Source organism: Chryseobacterium sp. GW823-FHT05E08 (assembly GCF_058795655.1).
In genome coordinates this window covers 109,182-128,584 of sequence record NZ_JBXAHY010000008.1, presented here as the reverse complement: position 1 = coordinate 128,584, position 19,403 = coordinate 109,182, and the positions used below count along the sequence as shown (strand labels likewise).

The 19,403-nt window shown below is 34.1% G+C and carries 19 protein-coding genes and 1 other RNA gene; 12 read left to right on the top strand and 8 right to left on the bottom strand.

Features of this window, described 5'->3' with window-relative positions:
- The first annotated feature begins 39 nt into the window (after positions 1-39).
- The 4 genes from AC1Q7L_RS21220 (at position 40) to rpoN (ending at position 4,548) form a co-directional block, all read left to right on the top strand.
- Positions 40-744: an LA_2272 family surface repeat-containing protein gene (locus AC1Q7L_RS21220; protein WP_492307888.1), complete on the top strand. Its 705-nt coding sequence runs from the start codon at positions 40-42 to the stop codon at positions 742-744.
- A complete protein-coding gene (locus AC1Q7L_RS21215) occupies positions 741-1,340 on the top strand; it encodes a CDP-alcohol phosphatidyltransferase family protein (RefSeq protein ID WP_492307889.1) in 600 nt (199 codons plus the stop codon). The genes AC1Q7L_RS21220 and AC1Q7L_RS21215 overlap by 4 nt, the downstream gene beginning before the upstream one ends.
- Positions 1,341-1,476: 136 nt before the next feature.
- The gene (gene asnS / locus AC1Q7L_RS21210; RefSeq protein ID WP_492307890.1) at positions 1,477-2,925 is read left to right on the top strand and encodes an asparagine--tRNA ligase; all 1,449 of its coding nucleotides are present in this window, start codon (positions 1,477-1,479) and stop codon (positions 2,923-2,925) included.
- A gap of 159 nt (positions 2,926-3,084) precedes the next feature.
- The gene (gene rpoN, locus AC1Q7L_RS21205) at positions 3,085-4,548 is read left to right on the top strand and encodes an RNA polymerase factor sigma-54 (protein ID WP_410692239.1); all 1,464 of its coding nucleotides are present in this window, start codon (positions 3,085-3,087) and stop codon (positions 4,546-4,548) included.
- Between the two features lie 81 nt (positions 4,549-4,629).
- Here the strand turns inward: rpoN and AC1Q7L_RS21200 are convergent, their stop codons facing one another.
- From AC1Q7L_RS21200 to AC1Q7L_RS21190, 3 genes are all read right to left on the bottom strand, one after another.
- Positions 4,630-5,655 (bottom strand): hypothetical protein, encoded by a 1,026-nt coding sequence (locus tag AC1Q7L_RS21200; RefSeq protein ID WP_492307891.1) that lies wholly within the window; start codon positions 5,653-5,655, stop codon positions 4,630-4,632.
- 374 nt (positions 5,656-6,029) lie between these two features.
- On the bottom strand, positions 6,030-6,704 hold the full coding sequence (locus tag AC1Q7L_RS21195; protein ID WP_492307892.1) for a DUF8845 family protein: 675 nt from the start codon (positions 6,702-6,704) through the stop codon (positions 6,030-6,032).
- Positions 6,697-7,188 (bottom strand): RNA polymerase sigma factor, encoded by a 492-nt coding sequence (locus AC1Q7L_RS21190; RefSeq protein ID WP_066759721.1) that lies wholly within the window; start codon positions 7,186-7,188, stop codon positions 6,697-6,699. Before AC1Q7L_RS21190 ends, AC1Q7L_RS21195 begins: the two co-directional genes overlap by 8 nt.
- A 217-nt stretch (positions 7,189-7,405) precedes the next feature.
- Here AC1Q7L_RS21190 and rnpB point away from each other — a divergent pair.
- Positions 7,406-7,729: RNase P RNA component class A (gene rnpB, locus AC1Q7L_RS21185), an RNA gene on the top strand.
- 93 nt (positions 7,730-7,822) lie between these two features.
- On the opposite strand, the gene AC1Q7L_RS21180 is transcribed toward rnpB, so the two are convergent.
- Together AC1Q7L_RS21180 and AC1Q7L_RS21175 are read right to left on the bottom strand one after the other, a co-directional pair.
- A complete protein-coding gene (locus tag AC1Q7L_RS21180; RefSeq protein ID WP_492307893.1) occupies positions 7,823-8,692 on the bottom strand; it encodes a polyphosphate kinase 2 family protein in 870 nt (289 codons plus the stop codon).
- Between the two features lie 141 nt (positions 8,693-8,833).
- A complete protein-coding gene (locus tag AC1Q7L_RS21175) occupies positions 8,834-9,316 on the bottom strand; it encodes a DUF1573 domain-containing protein (protein ID WP_492307894.1) in 483 nt (160 codons plus the stop codon).
- Positions 9,317-9,444: 128 nt separating this feature from the next.
- Here AC1Q7L_RS21175 and AC1Q7L_RS21170 point away from each other — a divergent pair, with 128 nt between their 5' ends.
- From AC1Q7L_RS21170 to AC1Q7L_RS21140, 7 genes are all read left to right on the top strand, one after another.
- Positions 9,445-12,060 (top strand): valine--tRNA ligase, encoded by a 2,616-nt coding sequence (locus tag AC1Q7L_RS21170; RefSeq protein ID WP_492307895.1) that lies wholly within the window; start codon positions 9,445-9,447, stop codon positions 12,058-12,060.
- Positions 12,060-12,374, top strand: coding sequence for a hypothetical protein (locus AC1Q7L_RS21165; protein WP_492307896.1), 315 nt, complete (start codon positions 12,060-12,062; stop codon positions 12,372-12,374). The genes AC1Q7L_RS21170 and AC1Q7L_RS21165 overlap by 1 nt, the downstream gene beginning before the upstream one ends.
- A 10-nt stretch (positions 12,375-12,384) precedes the next feature.
- The gene (locus AC1Q7L_RS21160; protein ID WP_492307897.1) at positions 12,385-13,020 is read left to right on the top strand and encodes a DUF4241 domain-containing protein; all 636 of its coding nucleotides are present in this window, start codon (positions 12,385-12,387) and stop codon (positions 13,018-13,020) included.
- A 77-nt stretch (positions 13,021-13,097) separates the two neighbouring features.
- On the top strand, positions 13,098-13,988 hold the full coding sequence (locus AC1Q7L_RS21155; RefSeq protein ID WP_492307898.1) for a ribokinase: 891 nt from the start codon (positions 13,098-13,100) through the stop codon (positions 13,986-13,988).
- Positions 13,989-14,078: 90 nt separating this feature from the next.
- A complete protein-coding gene (locus tag AC1Q7L_RS21150; RefSeq protein WP_492307899.1) occupies positions 14,079-14,924 on the top strand; it encodes an alpha/beta hydrolase family protein in 846 nt (281 codons plus the stop codon).
- Positions 14,921-15,565, top strand: a complete 645-nt coding sequence (locus AC1Q7L_RS21145) for an HD domain-containing protein (RefSeq protein WP_492307900.1) — start codon at positions 14,921-14,923, stop codon at positions 15,563-15,565. Before AC1Q7L_RS21150 ends, AC1Q7L_RS21145 begins: the two co-directional genes overlap by 4 nt.
- Positions 15,566-15,605: 40 nt before the next feature.
- Positions 15,606-16,199, top strand: coding sequence for a hypothetical protein (locus tag AC1Q7L_RS21140; RefSeq protein WP_492307901.1), 594 nt, complete (start codon positions 15,606-15,608; stop codon positions 16,197-16,199).
- A 493-nt stretch (positions 16,200-16,692) separates the two neighbouring features.
- On the opposite strand, the gene AC1Q7L_RS21135 is transcribed toward AC1Q7L_RS21140, so the two are convergent.
- From AC1Q7L_RS21135 to AC1Q7L_RS21125, 3 genes are all read right to left on the bottom strand, one after another.
- Positions 16,693-17,583: a DUF72 domain-containing protein gene (locus AC1Q7L_RS21135; protein WP_492307902.1), complete on the bottom strand. Its 891-nt coding sequence runs from the start codon at positions 17,581-17,583 to the stop codon at positions 16,693-16,695.
- Between the two features lie 178 nt (positions 17,584-17,761).
- Positions 17,762-18,580, bottom strand: coding sequence for a phage tail-like protein (locus tag AC1Q7L_RS21130; protein ID WP_492307903.1), 819 nt, complete (start codon positions 18,578-18,580; stop codon positions 17,762-17,764).
- Positions 18,581-18,598: 18 nt separating this feature from the next.
- A complete protein-coding gene (locus AC1Q7L_RS21125; protein WP_492307904.1) occupies positions 18,599-19,402 on the bottom strand; it encodes a phage tail-like protein in 804 nt (267 codons plus the stop codon).
- Between the last annotated feature and the right edge of the window lies 1 nt (position 19,403).

Here is a 19,403-nt window from a genome sequence, read left to right as displayed (position 1 = left end):
TCGCAGATAATTTTGAGGTATAATTTTAAAATAACGATTATGAAAACTAAATTATTAATAGGATTATTCCTCGTAAGCTCATTTGCTTTTGGGCAAGATAGTTTAAAAGTTAAGTCTTCTTTTTTTACAGTAAACCCGAACCAGAATGTAATTAAAAATACAAACGGAATTAATGTAGGAATCTTGGATGATTATAAGAAACAGAGAATTAATGGGATCAATATACAAGCTAACCCAATTACATTGCTTTACTTATTAATTCCAAAAGGAATTGAAGTTCCTAAAAAAGGACAAGAAACTGCAGTTATTAACGGTCTCCATATTTCCACCGGAGGTATGATGAACGGTAAAAGGCTTAATGGAATTGGTATTTCAATGTATCATATTGCTCAGGAAACCAATGGGGTATCATTTAATGGTTTTAATAATAATTCAGGAAAACTAAATGGACTGCATGTTTCCTGGTTAAATAATTCAGCAGATTCAGGAAATGGGGCAATGATTGCGTTTTCAAACAATGCTGAAAAGTTTAACGGACTTCAAACCGGAGTCTATAATTACAATGGAAAAGGTAAAGGATTACAGGTTGGAGCCAGTAATAAGAGCGAAAGTTTCAATGGGGTTCAGATAGGAGTTATTAATAAAAATAAAAATGGAAAAGCAGTTCAGATAGGATTGTGGAATATAAATGAAAAACGTAAGCTGCCTATCATTAATTGGAATTTTAAAGCTAAGAAATCATGAAAACAATACCTTATATATTAATCGCTATCAGATTCATTCTAGCACCGATTATTATTTCTTTGGCCTATTTTAAAGGAGAAGAATCAAAGTTTTTAATTCTAATATTAATGTACTTTGGATTATTAACAGATATTTTCGACGGAATTATCGCAAGAAAAGTTGGTGTTTCATCAGAAAAATTAAGAAGATTAGATAGTCAGACCGATTTGGTTTTCTGGTTGTCGTTAGGTTTTGCTGCGTACTTTCTCAATCCTGAATTGATCAAAACAGAATGGTTAAGTATTCTTTTAATTTTTATCATGGAAGCACTTTGCTACATCATAAGCATTTGGAAATTCGGAAAAGAAACCTGTACTCATGCATTTTTATCGAAAATATGGGGACTGAGTTTGTTGATTGCTTTTACTTATTTAATAGGATTTCAGGAAGCGGGCTGGGCATTTTACCTCACAATTGTGCTAGGCCTTGTTTCTCATATTGATGTTATTTTAATTATTTTAATCCTTCCAAAATGGCAATTTGATATCCCAAGTTCTTATCACGCATGGAAAATCAGGAATGGGAAACAGAGGAAAAAAACGATATTCTTTAATTAAATAATATTCAAAGCATAGTTTTTAGTTAAATAATTGATAAATGATTTTTTTTAAAAGACAGCGTAATATTCAAGTTGCGCTGTTTTTTTGTAACTTTGCCGACGTTAATTTTTATATAAAAATTTATAGTCAACAAATGAAAAAGCAAACAATTAAAGAAATCCTACAGGATTACAAAAAGGTATTACATCATGACATTACAGTTTACGGTTGGGTAAGAACTTTCCGTGCGAATCGCTTTATTGCGCTTAATGATGGTTCTACAATTAATAATTTGCAGATAGTTGTTGATTTTGAAAATTTTGACGAAGAAATTATCAGTAAAATCAGTACAGCATCTTCTTTAAAAATTGTTGGTGAAGTTGTAGAAAGCCAGGGAGCAGGGCAAGCGGTGGAAATTGTAGCTAAAAAGATTATCATTTTAGGAGATAACTTTACAGAAGAAAGAGACAAAACTATTCTTCAGCCAAAAAAACACTCATTGGAAACATTAAGAGATCAGGCGCATTTAAGATTCAGAACCAATTTGTTTGGGGCTGTTTTCAGAGTACGTCACGCGGTAAGTTTTGCAGTACATTCTTTCTTTAACAAAAACCAATTCTTTTACATCAACACGCCTGTAATTACGGGAGCTGATGCAGAAGGAGCTGGAGAAATGTTTGGAGTAACTAACTTTGATCTAAATAATATTCCAAGAGACGAGCAGGGAGATATTGATTTCGCTCAGGATTTCTTCGGTAAAAAAACGAACTTAACGGTTTCTGGTCAGCTTGAAGGAGAAACTGCAGCTATGGGATTGGGAAGAATCTATACTTTTGGACCGACTTTCCGTGCTGAAAACTCAAACACAACACGTCACCTTGCAGAATTCTGGATGGTGGAGCCGGAAGTTGCTTTCAACAACCTTGAAGATAACATCGACTTGGCAGAAGATTTCTTGAAATACGTTATTCAGTATGTTTTAGATAACTGTAAAGACGATCTTGACTTCCTAGACAAGCGTTTTGCAGAAGAACAAAAATCTAAACCGGAAAAGGACAGGGCAAAAGAAGGTCTTATTGAAAAATTAGAAAATGTTATTGCTAAACGTTTCAAGCGTGTAAGTTATACAGAAGCTATTGAGATCTTGATGAACTCAAAAGAAAATAAAAAAGGGAAGTTCCAGTATCCAGTTGAAAACTGGGGAACCGATCTTCAGTCTGAGCACGAAAGATTCTTAGTTGAAAAACATTTCGAATGTCCTGTAGTTTTATTTGATTATCCAAAAGAAATCAAAGCATTCTACATGAAATTGAATGATGACAACAAGACCGTTGCTGCTATGGACGTACTTTTCCCTGGAATCGGAGAAATTATCGGAGGTTCAGAAAGAGAAGCGAGATTAGATGTATTAAAACAAAAAATGGCAGAAATGCATGTAGATGAGCATGAACTTTGGTGGTATTTGGATACCAGAAAATTCGGTTCTGTTCCACATGCAGGGTTTGGATTAGGATTGGAAAGACTGGTTCTTTTCGTAACGGGAATGACTAACATTAGAGACGTGATTCCTTTCCCAAGAACACCGAAAAATGCTGAATTTTAGATAAATAAAAAAGCCTTAAAGTAAAATTTAAGGCTTTTTTTATTTTTTAATAGTTTATTGGGTACCACATATACAGCAAAAATCGTGCTAAATGCTTTTTTTGTCGAATAAATTTATCTAAATTCGTAGAATATGTTATGTTAAAACACAAAGATTAATATGCTTAGACAACACTTACAACTCAAATTAGGACAGAAGTTAGCGCCTCAGCAGATTCAGTTGATGAAGCTTATTCAGCTTCATACATTGGAGTTTGAAGAGGAATTGGAGAGAGAACTAGAGGAGAACCCTGCTTTGGAAATCGCGAAAGAAGAGTCTAAGGAAGATGATTATGCTTCTTTGGAGGATGCTTATGAAAATGAAGGTACGGAAAGTATTGAAACTGATTTTGATGTTAACGATTATCTTTACGATGACGAGCCAACCTATAAAACTGCTTCAAGCAACTATTCTGCAGATGATGAAGAATTCGATAATGAGAGCCTTTTAACGGAAGGTCAGTCTTTATATGATTATTTATTGGAGCAGATCCATCTTGCCAATATTAATGAAGAAGATGTAAAAATTGCAGAATATATCATCGGAAACTTAGATACAGACGGATATTTAAGAAGAGAGATTAAAGCGATTGTTGATGATCTTGCCTTTTCTCAAGGGATTTATACGACCAAAGAGAGAGTGGATGATGTTCTTGAAAATTATGTTCAGAAACTAGATCCGCCTGGTGTTGGAGCGAGAGGTTTGCAGGAATGTTTATTGTTGCAGATCGAGAAAAAAGTAAGCTCTGATAAAGCCGTTTCTTTGGCTGCCAATATTTTGAGACATCAGTTTGATGCTTTGACGAATAAGCATTACAACAAGATCATTCAGAAATATGATATTGATGAAGAAGATTTAAAAGATGCATTGGAAGAAATCTCAAAACTATCTCCAAAAGTAGGAGGGAATTTTGATACTCAGACGATTACGATCAACCAGGAAATTATTCCGGATTTTGTCATTCAGGTGAAGGATGGAATGGTGATCCCAATGTTGAACAGTAAAAATGCACCAACTCTAAGAGTTTCAGAAGAATATAAAGATATTTTAACGACGTATTCTCACGATAAAAACTCTTCTGAGCATAAACAGGCAGCTTTATTTATCAAGCAAAAACTTGATGCTGCAAAATGGTATATTGATGCGATCAATCAGCGTCAGAATACCTTATTACAGACCATTACGGCTATTGTTAAATTCCAGAAAGATTATTTCATTACTGGAGACGAAAAATCTCTGAGACCAATGATCTTAAAGGATATTGCCGATATTACAGGTTTTGATATTTCTACAATTTCAAGAGTTGTGAAAAGTAAATATGCCGATACTTCAAATGGGATTTTGTATCTAAAAGATCTATTCTCGGATAGTTTAACGAATGACGATGGAGAAGAAGTTTCAACAAAAGAAATTAAAAATCATCTTCAGGAAGTGATCAGCAAGGAGAATAAAAGAAAACCTTTGACTGATGATGCTTTGGTAGTTATCTTAAAAGAGCAAGGTTATAATATTGCAAGAAGAACTATTGCAAAATACAGAGAACAGTTAAATATTCCTGTTGCGAGACTAAGAAAAGAATTATAAAAATTCTATAAAATATGTAAAATGCTCAGATTGTTCTGAGCATTTTTTGTTTTTAGATATAAAATTAGATTTATCCGTATCTTAAAAAATTCTGGTAAGTACAATTCTATACTCTAAGCTCACGTTCCCATTGTTAGTAAGATTTATACTTCCTGCAGAAGGCATTGTTAAAGTATAGCTAAATGCCGTATTTGTTCCACCTGCACAATTTGGAATTCCAGACCAAACAACTGAAGTGGTATTTCTGTTTACTTCGGTAAAAGCTGGTGCTTTGTCGGTTGTATCGGTATTCAAGAGTCCGTTTATTCCTTTGATTGAGAAAGCGCTATTGAAATTATTATTAGTCACATAATAATCTGCAACTGCAACACGTCCACAAGAATTACTAACACTCACAACAGCTTTATATATTCCGCCGTCAGCAATTCCTGTAATAAGAGTATTTGTAGCTCCTGATGCTATATTGACTGTGTTATTAATTACTGTTCCGTATACATTACTCACAGCCTTGTTTAAAACTCCGTTAGGATCAGTATATACGGGAGTAATTAAGGTAGCTCCTGCTGCAACATCTAAAGTTCTTACTCTCGCGCTACCGGCTACATCTAAAGTATTTGTAGGAATGTTTGTGGCAACTCCTATATTACCTGTAGTTAAATCCATTGCAAAATCAGATCCGCCGGGAATACGCGAGATAATAAAAGCGCCATTATTTCCGTTGAAATTTGGATTTATTCCCATTACAGCTTGTTTGATTCCTGTAGTCCCGATTGTTCTTAAAATAGCTAATATGGAATTGTTAGTAACAGGATTTTCTATCAAAAGTCCGGTATTTGTTGCTTCACCACCTCCAATACTTGTAGCAGTTCCATTATTTACGATATGGAGATTTGATGTAGGAGTGATGTTTCCAATTCCGACTCTACCTGCTGAGGTTACTGTAAAGTCATTAGCTTGTTGTACGGTGTTAGGAATTCCTGTTGAAGGATTGTCTTTTCCTCCGTCAACATGTAGCATACCCTGAGGGTTTGGGGTATTAATCCCGACTTGGGAATACGCCCATGGCGCTACTGCCAAAAGACATAAAAGAATGAATTTTTTTCTCATTTTTAATCAATTTTGATGTTTGTATTATTTAATATCACTTTAATGTTTAGGACAATTAAAATCGTTTTTAAGTTTTAAAAAACAAATAACTCTAATTTTTCATATCGCGGTATCAAAGTTAAAACCCTTTATTAAAAGTTAAAATACTGCAATTATACTGCATCATGTTAATCAGTTGAAAACTAAATACTTTTAAATAATAAAATTGGAAAATGTGGTACGTAAAATTATTAAATTTAACATAATAAAAAATAAAATTTAAATTTTTTTACTGTGTTTTTTGATTTTACTTTAATGATATTTTATTTAAGTTTATGATATAAAAAAAGCATTTCAAATTGAAATGCTTTTCTTGTTTATAATTGTAAAAGATATTAGTCTTCCTCAGAATCAATATCTTTTAATTGTTTTAAATTTTTATCGAGCTTCCTCATAATGATTCCGTACACAATTTTGTAATAAAGCCAGATCAGAAGCACTGCCAATGCGGTACTTACAATGGTTCCAATTATGAAAACCATTAGATTAGAATTATTGACCTCAATATGCTGAGTATTTAAAATATAAAATACAAAAACAGTGAAAACAGACGTAAATGCTATTAATAGAAGGATATTAATTAAAATAAAAGCATTAACCGTTTTCTTAAACTGAATAATTCTAAGTATAAATTTCTTTAAGTTTTCTTCAATCTTTATTTTCTTATAATTTTGATAAAATTTGAATACAAAATAAGCAGTTATAGAAAGGCTTAAAATCTTTAATACTACATATATATTGTCGAGAAAACCTTCAAGCTCAGTAGTTTTTTTGGCACCAAGTCTTTCCAGAATACTGAGAAAACTGTTTGATTCTTTATCTTGGATAATATAAAATAATCCCAACACGGTAAAAAACAGAAATTCTACAACACTGATCCAGAAAATATACTTCACATAATTGCGTGATTTTCTGTTCAACATCTTGAGGATCTCGTTATTGTCGTATTTTTGCTGAACAGGCTGTTCCTGCCATGTTTTCTTAAAGCTGTCTAAATCAAATTCAGGCATATTTTTCCATCTGTTCTTTAAGGGTTTTCTTTAATCTGTTCATTTTCACACGCGCATTTACTTCGGTAATCCCGAGGTTTTCTGCAATATCCTTGTAAGGCAAATCATCCAGATACATGGTAACAATCGCTCTTTCCACATTGGGAAGCGTCTTTATTACTGTATACAAAAGTGAGACCTGTTGGTGTTTTTCGTCATCATCTTCGATAAAATCTCTGTGATTGATGTCTAATTCATTAGTAGGCAGACTTTTGCTTTTTTTTCTGAAAAGGGTAATAGCTGTATTCAGGGCTACACGATACATCCAGGTAGAAATTTTAGAATTTCCTTTAAAAGAATCATAACTTCTCCAGAGCTGTAAAACAATTTCCTGAAAAAGATCTTCCTCATCTTCCAGAGAGTTGGTATAAAGACGCGAAACCTTGATAATCAAGCCCTGATTATCTTTTATCAATTGCGCAAATTCTTTTTCTCTCGAGATCAAAATGGATGTGTAATAATTCACGAAGATAATAATAATTTGTTGATTGTGAACCGTCAATAGTTAATGGTGAATTGTCAATTTTTCAGTTTGGATTAATTTTTTACATTATTAAATTTGAAGAGAATAATTTTATGGGTTCTTTAAAATCTTCGACTTCACAATTGACTATTCACAATTCACAAATTATCTATACTAAAATTCCCTATCTTTGCAGCCACGAGAAAGTCGGCTTGTTGATTCTTGTTTCGGCAAGGGTAGGAAAGTCCGGACACCATAGAGCAGCAAAGCGGATAACATCCGTCACCCGCGAGGGTAGGACAAGTGCAACAGAAAGTATGTACAGTTCGGCTGTAGTGAAACCAGGTAAACTCTTTGCGGTGCAATGGTAAGTATATCGGTTCTTTTCAGTAATGAAAATAGGAGCGGCTCGCTCTGAAAGCCGAGGGGTAATCAGCTCAAGTTTTGCAGTAATGCACGACGTAGATAAATAACAGGCACTTCTTCGGAAGTACAAAATCCGGCTTATAGATTTTCTCGTGATTTTTTTTAGACGGAAGTTAGAGGCTTGAAGATGGAGGTTTAAAATTATTGCGTTAAAAACTTCTATCTTCAAGCTCCCATCTTCCATCAAAATTTATTCACTCTCCAATTGCTTTTTCGCTTCTTGCAACCCTGCTTTGTCTTCTTTTGAAAGTTCAGGATACTTCAAATCCATTTTTTCTAAAGTATCAATAATAATCTGGATAGCAGCTACTCTTGCAAACCATTTATTATCTGCCGGAAGCACATACCACGGAGCATCTTTTTTATTGGTTTCATTAATAGCAGTTTCGTAATTTTCCATGTATTGATCGAATAAAGCTCTTTCCGGAAGATCGGCAGTTGAGAATTTCCAGTTTTTTTCAGGCTCGTTGATTCTGTCTAAAAGTCTTTTCTTTTGCTCTTCTTTGGAAACATTCAAAAATATTTTAACGATGGTTGTTCCGTTCTGAGCCAGATGTTTTTCAAAATTTCTGATGCTTTCATATCTGTTTGCCCAGAATTTATCATCGAAATCTTTCACAGAACCCCATGTTTTTTCACTTAAATTATATTCCGGATGAACTTTACAAACCAAAACGCTTTCATAATGTGAACGGTTAAAAATCCCAATCATCCCTTTTTGAGGAAGTGCCAAATAATGTCTCCATAAAAAATCGTGGGAATATTCTTTTGAGCTTGGAGTTTTAAAGCTTGTCACATTACAGCCTTGTGGATTCACTCCTCCGAAAACATGTTCAATTAAGCTGTCTTTTCCGGCTGCATCCATTGCCTGAAGAACAACCAACAGAGATTTGCTTCCATCAGCATATAATTTTTCCTGCAGATCACGAAGTTTTTCCTTTTCCTGAATTAATAATTGTCCTCCCTCTTCTTTGGTAAGTTTTCCTTTATATTCTGTTGAAGTTTTTTTTATTGAAAATTTTCCTTGTACCAGGAAGTCGTCTGAGAAATTGGTGTCCATATTTTTTATAGTTATTAAAAGATTAATTTTGCCTAAAGCCTAAAGCCTAAAGCCTAAAGCCTAAAGCCTAAAGCCTAAAGCCTAAATATAACAAAAAAACCGTCTCCATGGAGACGGTTTCTTATTTTTTTTGAGTAGAGATTACTTCGCAGCAGCTACTTTTTTTGCAGCTTTAGCAGCTTTCTTTGCTTCTTTTTTAGCAGCTTTAGCATCAGCTGGAGTTTCCATTTTAGCTGGAGCTACTACAACATCAGGTGCATTAGCATCAACAGTTCCTTTGATGTAAATTACGCTTCTGCTGTTTGCAGGGTCGTTAGAGAAAACTTCAATCATTTTGTTGAATCCTCCATTGATTGCTGTGTTGTATCCAACTTTGATTTTAGCAGATTTTCCTGGCATAATAGGATCAGTGCTGAACTCAGGAGTTGTACATCCGCAAGAAGCTTTTACATTAGAAAGAACAAGAGGCTTATCACCAGTATTCGTTACAGTGAAGAATCTTACACCGTCAGAACTAGGCTTCACATTACCGTAGTCAAAAGTAGTTTTATCAAAAGTGATAGTCTGTGCAGATGCTAGAGCAAATGTTCCAAATAGTGCAATTCCTGCAATTAATTTTTTCATATTCTTGAATGTTAATATGTTTGTTAGATAAATTTTGAGAAACAAAGTTAAAAATTATTTTAATTCATACTGAATTTTTTTTTTCTTTAGACTATTTTTGCAAATTGTAAGCCAAAGAAATAGAATTTATGCAGATTTCAGAAAAGTATAATCCACAGGAAACAGAACAAAAATGGTACAACTACTGGTTGGAAAACAAGTACTTCCATTCAGAGCCTAATGAGAAACCACCATATACTATTGTAATTCCTCCGCCAAACGTTACGGGGATCTTACACATGGGTCATATGTTGAATAATACCATTCAGGATGTTCTGGTCCGTCGTGCAAGAATGCAGGGCTTTAATGCTTGCTGGGTTCCGGGAACAGATCACGCTTCAATTGCTACGGAAGCGAAGGTTGTTGCCAAACTGAAATCAGAAGGAATTAATAAATCAGATATTACCCGCGAAGAGTTTTTAAAACACGCTTGGGAATGGACAGATAAATACGGAGGAACGATCCTTGAGCAGTTGAAAAAATTGGGTTGTTCATGCGATTGGGACAGAACCCGTTTTACAATGGAAGAGTCACTTTCTCAGCAGGTGATCAAATCTTTTGTTGATCTATATAATAAAGGACTTATTTATAGAGGGTACAGAATGGTCAACTGGGATCCGGAAGCGAAAACCAATATTTCTGACGAAGAAGTTATTTTTAAAGAACAAAACGGAAAATTATATTTCCTAAAATATAAAATCGAAGGTACAGAAGAATTCCTTTCGGTTGCTACAACGCGTCCTGAAACGATTTTCGGTGATACTGCGGTTTGTATCAATCCTAATGATGAGAGATATGCTCATTTAAAAGGTAAAAATGTAATTGTACCGATCGTAAACAGAGTCGTTCCGATTATTGAAGACGAATATGTTGATATTGAATTCGGAACAGGTGCTTTGAAAATTACGCCTGCTCATGACATCAATGACTACGAGATCGGAAAGAAACACAATCTTCAAATGATTGATTCTTTGGATGATGACGGAAACTTAAACGATCACGGTTTACATTACTCAGGAAAAAACAGATTTGATGTAAGAAAGCAAATCGCGAAAGAATTAGAAGAAAAAGATCTTTTGTTGAAAGCAGAAGATTACGTAAATAAAGTTGGAACTTCAGAAAGAACAGGTGCAGTTATTGAGCCTAAAGTTTCTGTTCAATGGTTCTTAAAAATGGCTGATATTGCTAAACCAGCTTTGGATGTAGTAATGGATGATGAGGTTAAATTTTATCCTGAAAAGTTTAAAAACACCTACAAACACTGGATGGAAAACATCCGCGACTGGAATATTTCCCGTCAATTATGGTGGGGACAACAAATTCCTGCATTCTACTATGGAGAAGGAGAAAATGATTTCGTAGTTGCAGAAAACATCGAAGAAGCACTAGAACTTGCGAAGCAAAAAACCAACAACCAACAACTAACAACCAGCAACTTAAGACAAGACGAAGACGCTCTTGATACATGGTTCTCATCATGGTTGTGGCCAATGTCTGTTTTTGATGGTTTGAATGATCCTGAAAATAAGGATATTAATTATTATTATCCGACTTCTGACTTGGTAACTGGTCCGGATATTATTTTCTTCTGGGTAGCGAGAATGATCATGGCAGGATTGGAATACAGAAAAGAAGTTCCGTTCAAAAATGTTTATTTCACTGGGATTGTACGAGATAAGCAGAGAAGAAAGATGTCAAAATCTTTAGGAAATTCACCGGATCCGTTAGAATTGATGGATAAATATGGCGCAGATGGCGTTCGTGTTGGTATTTTATTGAGTTCGGCGGCAGGAAATGATCTTCTTTTTGATGAAGATTTAATGCTTCAGGGAAGAAATTTCATGACAAAAATCTGGAGCGCTTTCCGTTTGATCAACATGTGGAATCATGAGGACAAGCCAGCAAATATTGCAGATAACCAAGCTATTGAATGGTTTGAAAATAAATTAAATAAAACAATTTTAGAAATCGATCAGCAGTTTGAGAAATTCAGAATTTCTGATGCATTACATTTGATTTATAAATTGATTTGGGATGATTTTTGTGGTTGGTATTTGGAAGCAATCAAACCAAATTATGGAGAAGGTATTTCTAAAGAAGTTTATAATAAAACAGTTGCACTTTTTGAGGAATTAATGAAATTGGTTCATCCGTTCATGCCTTTCCAATCAGAAGAAATCTGGCAATTGATCTCGGACAGAAATATTGAAGAAGCATTAATTATTTCTCAGCAAAAAAAGGCGGAAACGTTTAATGAAGATATTATTAAAAACTTTGAAACTGCGGAAGAAATTATCTCTGGGGTAAGAAATTACCGTCAGACAAAAGGTATTTCACCAAAAGAAGCGGTTGAGATTTATACAAGTGCGAGCGAATTTGAAAATGAAGCCGTTATAAGAAAATTAGCCAACGTTTCTGATATTCATTTCGGTGAAAAAACAGATAAACCAAGCTTTACTTTCCTGATCGGATCAACGGAAGTTTCAATTCCTTTAAGTGATAATTTAGATTTAGGAGAAGAAAAAATCAAGACAGAAGAAGAGATAAAATATTTAAAAGGATTCTTAATTTCTGTTGATAAAAAACTTTCTAATGAAAAATTTGTTGCCAATGCAAAACAGGAAGTAGTAGACGGTGAGCGTAAGAAACAAAAAGATGCGCAGGATAAAATTGCAATTCTGGAAGAGAAACTGAAAAGTTTGTAATGAACTTTAAAGATAAAGTTGGTACTTTTAGGGTCATTAGCAGTTTTACAATAAGAAGAAAAAAAGAGTTTTATTTGATTGGAGAATTGTTGGAGGGAAGTTTAAATGAAAATAATTATATTAATATTATTTTAAATTCCAGTCTGGCCATATCTGCAAAAATTTCTTCACTTGAAAATGTTGAAGTTGCTAATGATTCTAAAACCTATCAATTGATAATAATAGAGAGTTTGGATGATGAAATGAATGATATTTTATTTCATTTAAATGTAGAAAGTGAAAATGTACACATCACAGTAAGTGGTGAAGAATAATTAAAACTAAATGACACACATAGAAAACATAAAAAAGCTATTCTCAAAAGACTTCGTAGAAAGTCCGTTATTAGAGAGCTTTGAGGTTGGGAAAATTTATCTTTCCAGCGGGAAATTGGTTGCCTGTGATCCTTTGATTACTAATGATATGCAGCCTTTTTCTATAGAATTTCCAAAAGGAGATTTTTCTGTTTTATTGCATAAAGAAAGAGAGAGTAATTGTGTAGCGTATGCCGAAATTATTTTCGCAAATTCTGAAGTCACCGACTGGAAATTGGCCACGACAGCCGATCAAAATGTAAAAGATCTGGCAGAAGGCGAGGTTTTTGGGTATCCTGCTGAAAGCGGCATGGGCTGTTTTATGGATGTAGATACTCAAGACAGTCTGGATAAGCTGGAAAAAAAGTTATATCACAGCAAAGGAGCAGATTTCATGGGAATTTATGAAGAATTCTTCCATGACTATTTCTTTGATGAAAATGGCGCGATCGATCAATATGCATTTTTAAAACCGTCAGAAGACCATCCCGGAACCATTTTTGGTTTTGAAACAGGGTATGGTGAAGGCTTTTATGCAAGCTATATTGGTTATGATAAGAATAATAATCCTGTAAAGATCATTACAGAATTTATAGAAATTAGTTAATTAAAGTTAATTGTTTTTGAAACAATATTTCCCTTTTTTACATTTGTTCAAACTAAAAACTAAATAAAAAAAACACAATGAATTTTTCCTCAGAACAACCCAAAATTATAGTGGTCGGCAGTTCTTCAATAGATCTGATTTTAGAAACCGAAAAAATTCCCATTCCAAACGAAACTGTTTTAGCCACTAATTCAGACAGTTATTTCGGAGGTAAGGGAGCAAATCAGGCAGTTGGTGCAGCGAGATTGGGGGCAAGTGTTTATTTTGTTGGCTGTGTGGGGATGGATCCTCTTGGTCAGCAAATCATGAGAAATCTTGTAGGTGAGGGTGTAAACGTAGGATTTGTTTATGAAACAGACAGAGAGTCTACGGGAACGGCTTATGTAACGACTTCCGGTGGAGACGCGGCTATAGTTGTGGTTCCGGCGGCTAATAAATGTTTAAGTATTGAACATATTGAGGCGGCAGATAAATATTTTCATACCGTTGATTTGATGCTTGTTCAACTTGAAGTTTCTCTTGAAGTGGTAGAATATTCGATCAGAAAAGCTAAGAAATACGGTAAAAAAGTCGGTTTATATGCTTCTCCTGCCATGAGGTTAAGTGATGAGCTTCTTGAAAATGTAGATTTTATCGTTTCTAAAAGTAGCGAATTGCATATTGTCTTTGGCGAAGATCAGCGAGAAGATATTCTTAAAAAGTATTCCAACAAAGTTTTTGTTAGAGATGATACCAATTCTACCGTTTATTTTGATGGAACAGAAATGAAGTATTACAGAAACGATAAAGACGAAACGGTTTATAAAATGGGAATGGGAGATGCTTTTACATCAGGATTTGCTGTAGCATTGTGCCACGGAAATTCTATTGAAGAATGCGTGAAATTCGGGAATGAAGTTTCTTCAAGAGTTTCAGGAACAAAGGGTTCACAGAGTGCATTGCCGAGAGTTTCAGACTTCTTTTCTTAAAACTATTTACTGCATATCGATAACAGATAAGTTAACATAAAAAATATCAATAAAATCTCCACTTTTATAGTGGATTTTTTGTTTTAAAATATGGAGAAGTTAATTCTTAACACTCACGACAATACAGCGCTCACAGCACATCTTTTTTTGCCTGAAAAGAGTAATAATAAATTCCTGCTCATCAATTCTGCGACGGGAGTTAAACAGCAGATTTATTTTTCATTTGCTCAGTTTTTTGCTGAAAAAGGATTTACAGTAATTACATATGATTATCGCGGAATCGGACTTTCAAAACCTGAAAATATGAAAGGTTTTAAAGCTTCCATGAGAATTTGGGGTTCAGAAGATTATAAAATATTGACGCAATATATCAAAACACAATTTCCAAACTACGAAAAATATTGTTTGGGACATTCTGTTGGGGCTTTGATTTTAGGAATGAATCAGGACTCTGAAATGTTTAAAGAATTTATTTTTGTTGGAACGCAAAATGCTTTTGTCGGACACTTAAAATTCAAAACAAAAATTGAAGCTTACGTAGGTTTCGGAATTATTCAGCCTGTAACTACCACTTTATTAGGTTATTTCCCAGCAAATTGGTTTGGTTTGGGAGAAAGTCTTCCAAAAAATTGCGCTTATGACTGGAGAATCTTAATTTTGAACAAGAAATCAACCAACGGTTTATTAGAGAAAATTGATGATTTTTCTAAAAATTTAACGCAAAAAGTATTCGTTATTCGGGCTGAAGATGATGCCTGGCTAACGGAAAAAGGAGTGAAAAGCCTTTTAAATGATACTTACCCTAACCTAAAACCAACTTACAGATTAGTTAAGGTTTCTGAATCAGAAAAGAGAGAAATTGGGCACGTTAATTTTTTTAGAAGCTTTAATAAAAAACTTTGGAACATTATTTTAAATGAATTAATTGAGAAATGAAAGAAATTATAGATAACACGGTAGAATTTGTAAAACAAAAACTGAAAGGTGCAGAAGCTGGTCACGACTGGTTTCATATCGAAAGAGTATGGAAGCTTTCAAAGAAAATAGCTCAGGATGAGGATTGTAATCAAGATGTTGTGGAACTTTCTGCGTTGTTGCACGATATTGCAGATCCCAAATTTCATAATGGTGATGAAACTTTAGCTTTAAAGGTTTCCCGTGAGTTTCTGGAAGGTCAAAATACACCTGAAAATATTATTGAGCAGGTTTTATTCGTTATCAAAAATATTTCATTCAAGAATAGAGGTGAAGCACCAAAAAATCTTCCTATTGAGCTTAAAATCGTTCAGGATGCAGATCGTATTGATGCGATTGGTGCCATCGGGGTTGGCAGAACGTTCAACTTTGGTGGATTTAAAAATAATCTGATGTATCATCCTGATATTAAGCCTCAACTGAATATGTCTAAAGACGAATACAAAAAATCGAATGGAACAACAATCAATCATTTTTACGAAAAACTATTGCTTCTGAAAGATCTAATGAATACTGAAAAAGGAAAAGAGATCGCGCAGGAAAGACACGATTTTATGTTAAAATTTCTGGATCAGTTTTATAAAGAATGGAATGTAGAGTAGTCTTCTTTTAAAGACCTTGCGAAATCAGTATCTTTGCAACATGGGCTTAATCATTTTTGTTATCTTTCTGGCTTCTATCGTTTCTCTGATTTTATCAAAAATCAAAAAAGGGAAAGGTGCCGAATGGGCGAAGATTTTCAGAATTGCTACTGTTGTTTTCTCGATCTCCATTTTTACGTATTGGTTTGTGAAGAAAAGTGCGGTGGGAATTGTGAAGGATTCTTTGGCTTTACAGGTAATCAATAAACTTCCTCAGACGCTTGATTTTTATGTGATTAACAATAATGATCCTGATAAAAATGGAATTTTAGAGGCCAAACATATCGGGAAAATTCGTCCAGAATACTACAGAATTGAACATCTTAAAATGGATAAATCCAATGAATACTGGATTGTAGGATATTTAGGGAAAAAGAATCTGGTCTATTTCTCACAACATTCCGTTCCTAATAAAAATATTGATCAGATTATTGAGGTTCAGAATTATATCAATCAGAGTGTAAAGCTTTCCGAAATCGCAAAGAAAGATGTTGAAGCTTATAATCATGAGAATATTAAACTTGGAATTTGGGTGTCTTTGGATTTTCTTTTATTGTTCCTGAATATGGTTTTGTTATTGAGAAAGAAAAAATAAAAAAAAGATAACGTAAGTTGGGATTTGTTTCGCTGAATTATGGTTTTTAATTGAGTTTTTTAACTTTTTTAGAAATTAAGGATAATCTAAAATCTGCATCACTCTTTCTTTGAATTCTTCAGGACAATTTTTAATCAGTTTATCCTTGTTTTGTTTACTGATTTGCTCTGCTTCCAGCCATTCGCTTACATCGGAACTCAGGCTGTTTTGTCATAAACTCTTTTTATCTTATTATCATCATAAAAAGTGTAGGTATCTCCAAGCCAAGTTGTGGCTATACTGATTGTACAAATTTCTTTTTCCATAACATTAATTTTTGAACATTAAATATTCAATATGTTTTCATCTCTAATTTAGTCAATTTTTATTATAAATAGAGGGTTTTATTAATGTTTTTATAAAACAGGATTATGGAGAAATCTATTATATTGAGATCAAATAGGTGTGAATTATTTTAGGGTATTACTTATGTCTAAAGTATAATAAAAAATGATTAAAATAAGGTTGGCGTGTTTTCTGTTGCCATTTTAGGGAGGAGAAGATCAGTTTTCCATTCTTCATTCATTTTATTAATGAAATAAGCGGATAATAGCGGAGATGCCTTTTCGATATTCTGATGCACAAAAAAGTATAGATTCTGAAGACCTTCTTTTTTCCATTTTGTTAAATGTTTCATCCAGTCATCCAGCCTTTCGTAATCACTTTCGGCATTGGCGCCCACGTATCGGATGAACGCGTTTGGAGTTGTAAGACGCATGTGAAGCATATCTCTTCTTCCGGCAGTATCTACAATGATGTTCGTAATATTATTAGCCTCAAAAAGCTCGCAGGTAGTATTAAAAATGTCTTCATCGGTAAACCATTCGGTATTTCTTAACTCAATAGCGAGAGGAATCTCTTTTGGCCACTCTTTCACGAATTTTTCTAACCTATCGTAATCTTTTGGTTTAAAATTATCATGAAGCTGCAGAAAAACCATTCCTAATTTTTCGTTGAAATTCATCACAGAAGTCGCAAATTGAGTCACAGGATCTGTAACATCAATCAGCCTTCTAAAATGAGAAACAGTATTCGTTATTTTTGGAAAAAATTTGAAGTTTTCCGGAGTCTTTTCTTTCCATGTAAGAACTTGCTCCGGAGTTGGCATTCCGTAAAATGTAGCATTTAATTCAATGGAATTGAACTGTGTTGCGTAATATGTTAATTCGTCTTTTGTTCCTTTAGGATAAAATCCTTTAAGATCTGTTTTGTTCCATTTTGCACATCCGATAGAAATATTTTCTAAGCCTTTTTTGTTTTGACTTAAAATTTCCTTTGTTCTGGAATGATCTTTTGGTAACGTAAAATCTATTTTTGAAGGATCTTCTACTTGCCCGAATTTCATATCTATTTTTTTTTGGAATTAAACCGTCTAACAAATATAAAACAAAACCACAGAAATTTCCATGGATTTTGATGTTAAAATATCAGGATAAATATTTTATAGTTTTGATTAAGTTTTAATTCAAACAAAAAAAAGATCCCAAACGAGATCTTTATATTTAAATTATTAATAATCAATTTTATTGTCCTAAATACACAAAAATATACGTTGACAAATACTTAGGAGTTAAATTCAACGGAGTGCTTGATCCTCCTGTAGACAAACTGTAAGTGTGCGTGTGAGCCCCGGCACTGGCTGTGGTTGATATTTCAGAATCATTATCAACTACGGTTTTGGTACTTCCGCCTTCTACACTGTCTGTAATACCGCTTGCTCTGTCATTATAAGTGTGAGTATGTGCTCCTGCGCTCGTAGTTGTAGCGTTATAAGTTGTGTTTGGCAAGTTAACTCTTGCAAGGGTAACAGAAGTGCTTCCACTGGTCGTTCCTAATGTTTCAGATGCTGATTTTGCCTTTAAAAATTTATCTGAACTATCCGGTAAAACGGTTGAAAATCCCAGAGAAGTTGCATTCGTTTGTGCAACAGCTGGTAAAGTAGATATTGTTCTTCCGTTTAAAAGATACCATCCTTCGTGATCGGTTGCTGTGCTGCTGTGTTTTATGTCTCCTACAGTTGGTGTCTGTACTTCCAGTTTATTCCATGAAGTTCCGTCGTTGTAATAAAATCCGGGTGTTACGCTTGTCAGAGCTGTTGCTGTAGCAGTATTTGTGTTATAAACTGTAATTCCTGCAATATGACTCGGAAGCGGACTTGGGTTATTAGTTGCCGTTAAAGATACTTTTGGCATTAATAAACCTTTATTTCTATTTTGTGAATATAATTCTAAAGCAGCATCTGTATTAGGTGAAGGTGTTGCTGTAACACCTGCCGTGATCATAACCTGAGCCTGAGTAAAAGTGCAAGCTATAAGTAAGAGTATGTAACTTAATTTTTTCATTGATTTTTGTGTTTTTGTTTATTTTCCTAAATAAATAAAGTTCTGAACAACCATATGTTTAGGATATTGATTGATAGCTGTATTTGTTCCTCCACTTGGGACAGAGAATGTATGCTGGTGATCTCCTGCAGCTCCTGTTGTTCTTACTTCTGTGTTAACCGTTCTTGTTGTATTTTGTCCTCCGGCATTGTAATTCCAATAATTAACACCTCTGTTGGTGTAACTATGAGTGTGTGCTCCACTTTGAACGGTGTTTCCGGTGATGCTTAGATTGGGTAAATTAGCCTGAGTAATCGAGTAAGAATTATTTCCTCCCACGGCAGCTAGAGCTTCTGATGTATTTTTACCTTTTAAAATTCTGTCGCTTGAATTGGGCAGAGTAGTGGCAAAACCAAGTGAAGAAGCATTTGTTTGACTAATTGTTGGTAAAGCTGTGATATTTCTTCCGTTCAACAAATACCAACCGTCGTGATCTGTTGTTACCACACTAGATTTGATATCTCCAATTCTTGGAAGATTGTCATTGATGGACATTAATACCCATTTAGCTCCGTCATTGTAATATAATCCAGGAATTACGTTATTGGGTGAAGTTCCTGCTGTTGCTGTATTGTAAACCCACATTCCTTCAACATGGCTACTCATCGGAGAAGCAGAGTTTAAAGAAGCAAGAGAAACAGTATTCATAAGAAGGCCTTTATTAGAACTATTTAATTCTAAAACAGCAGAGTTGGAAGGATTTGAAGTTCCTATACCAACTTGGGATTTCAATACTGCAAAAAAAAGAATCCCTATCGATGTGTAAAATGATCTTGTTCTCATA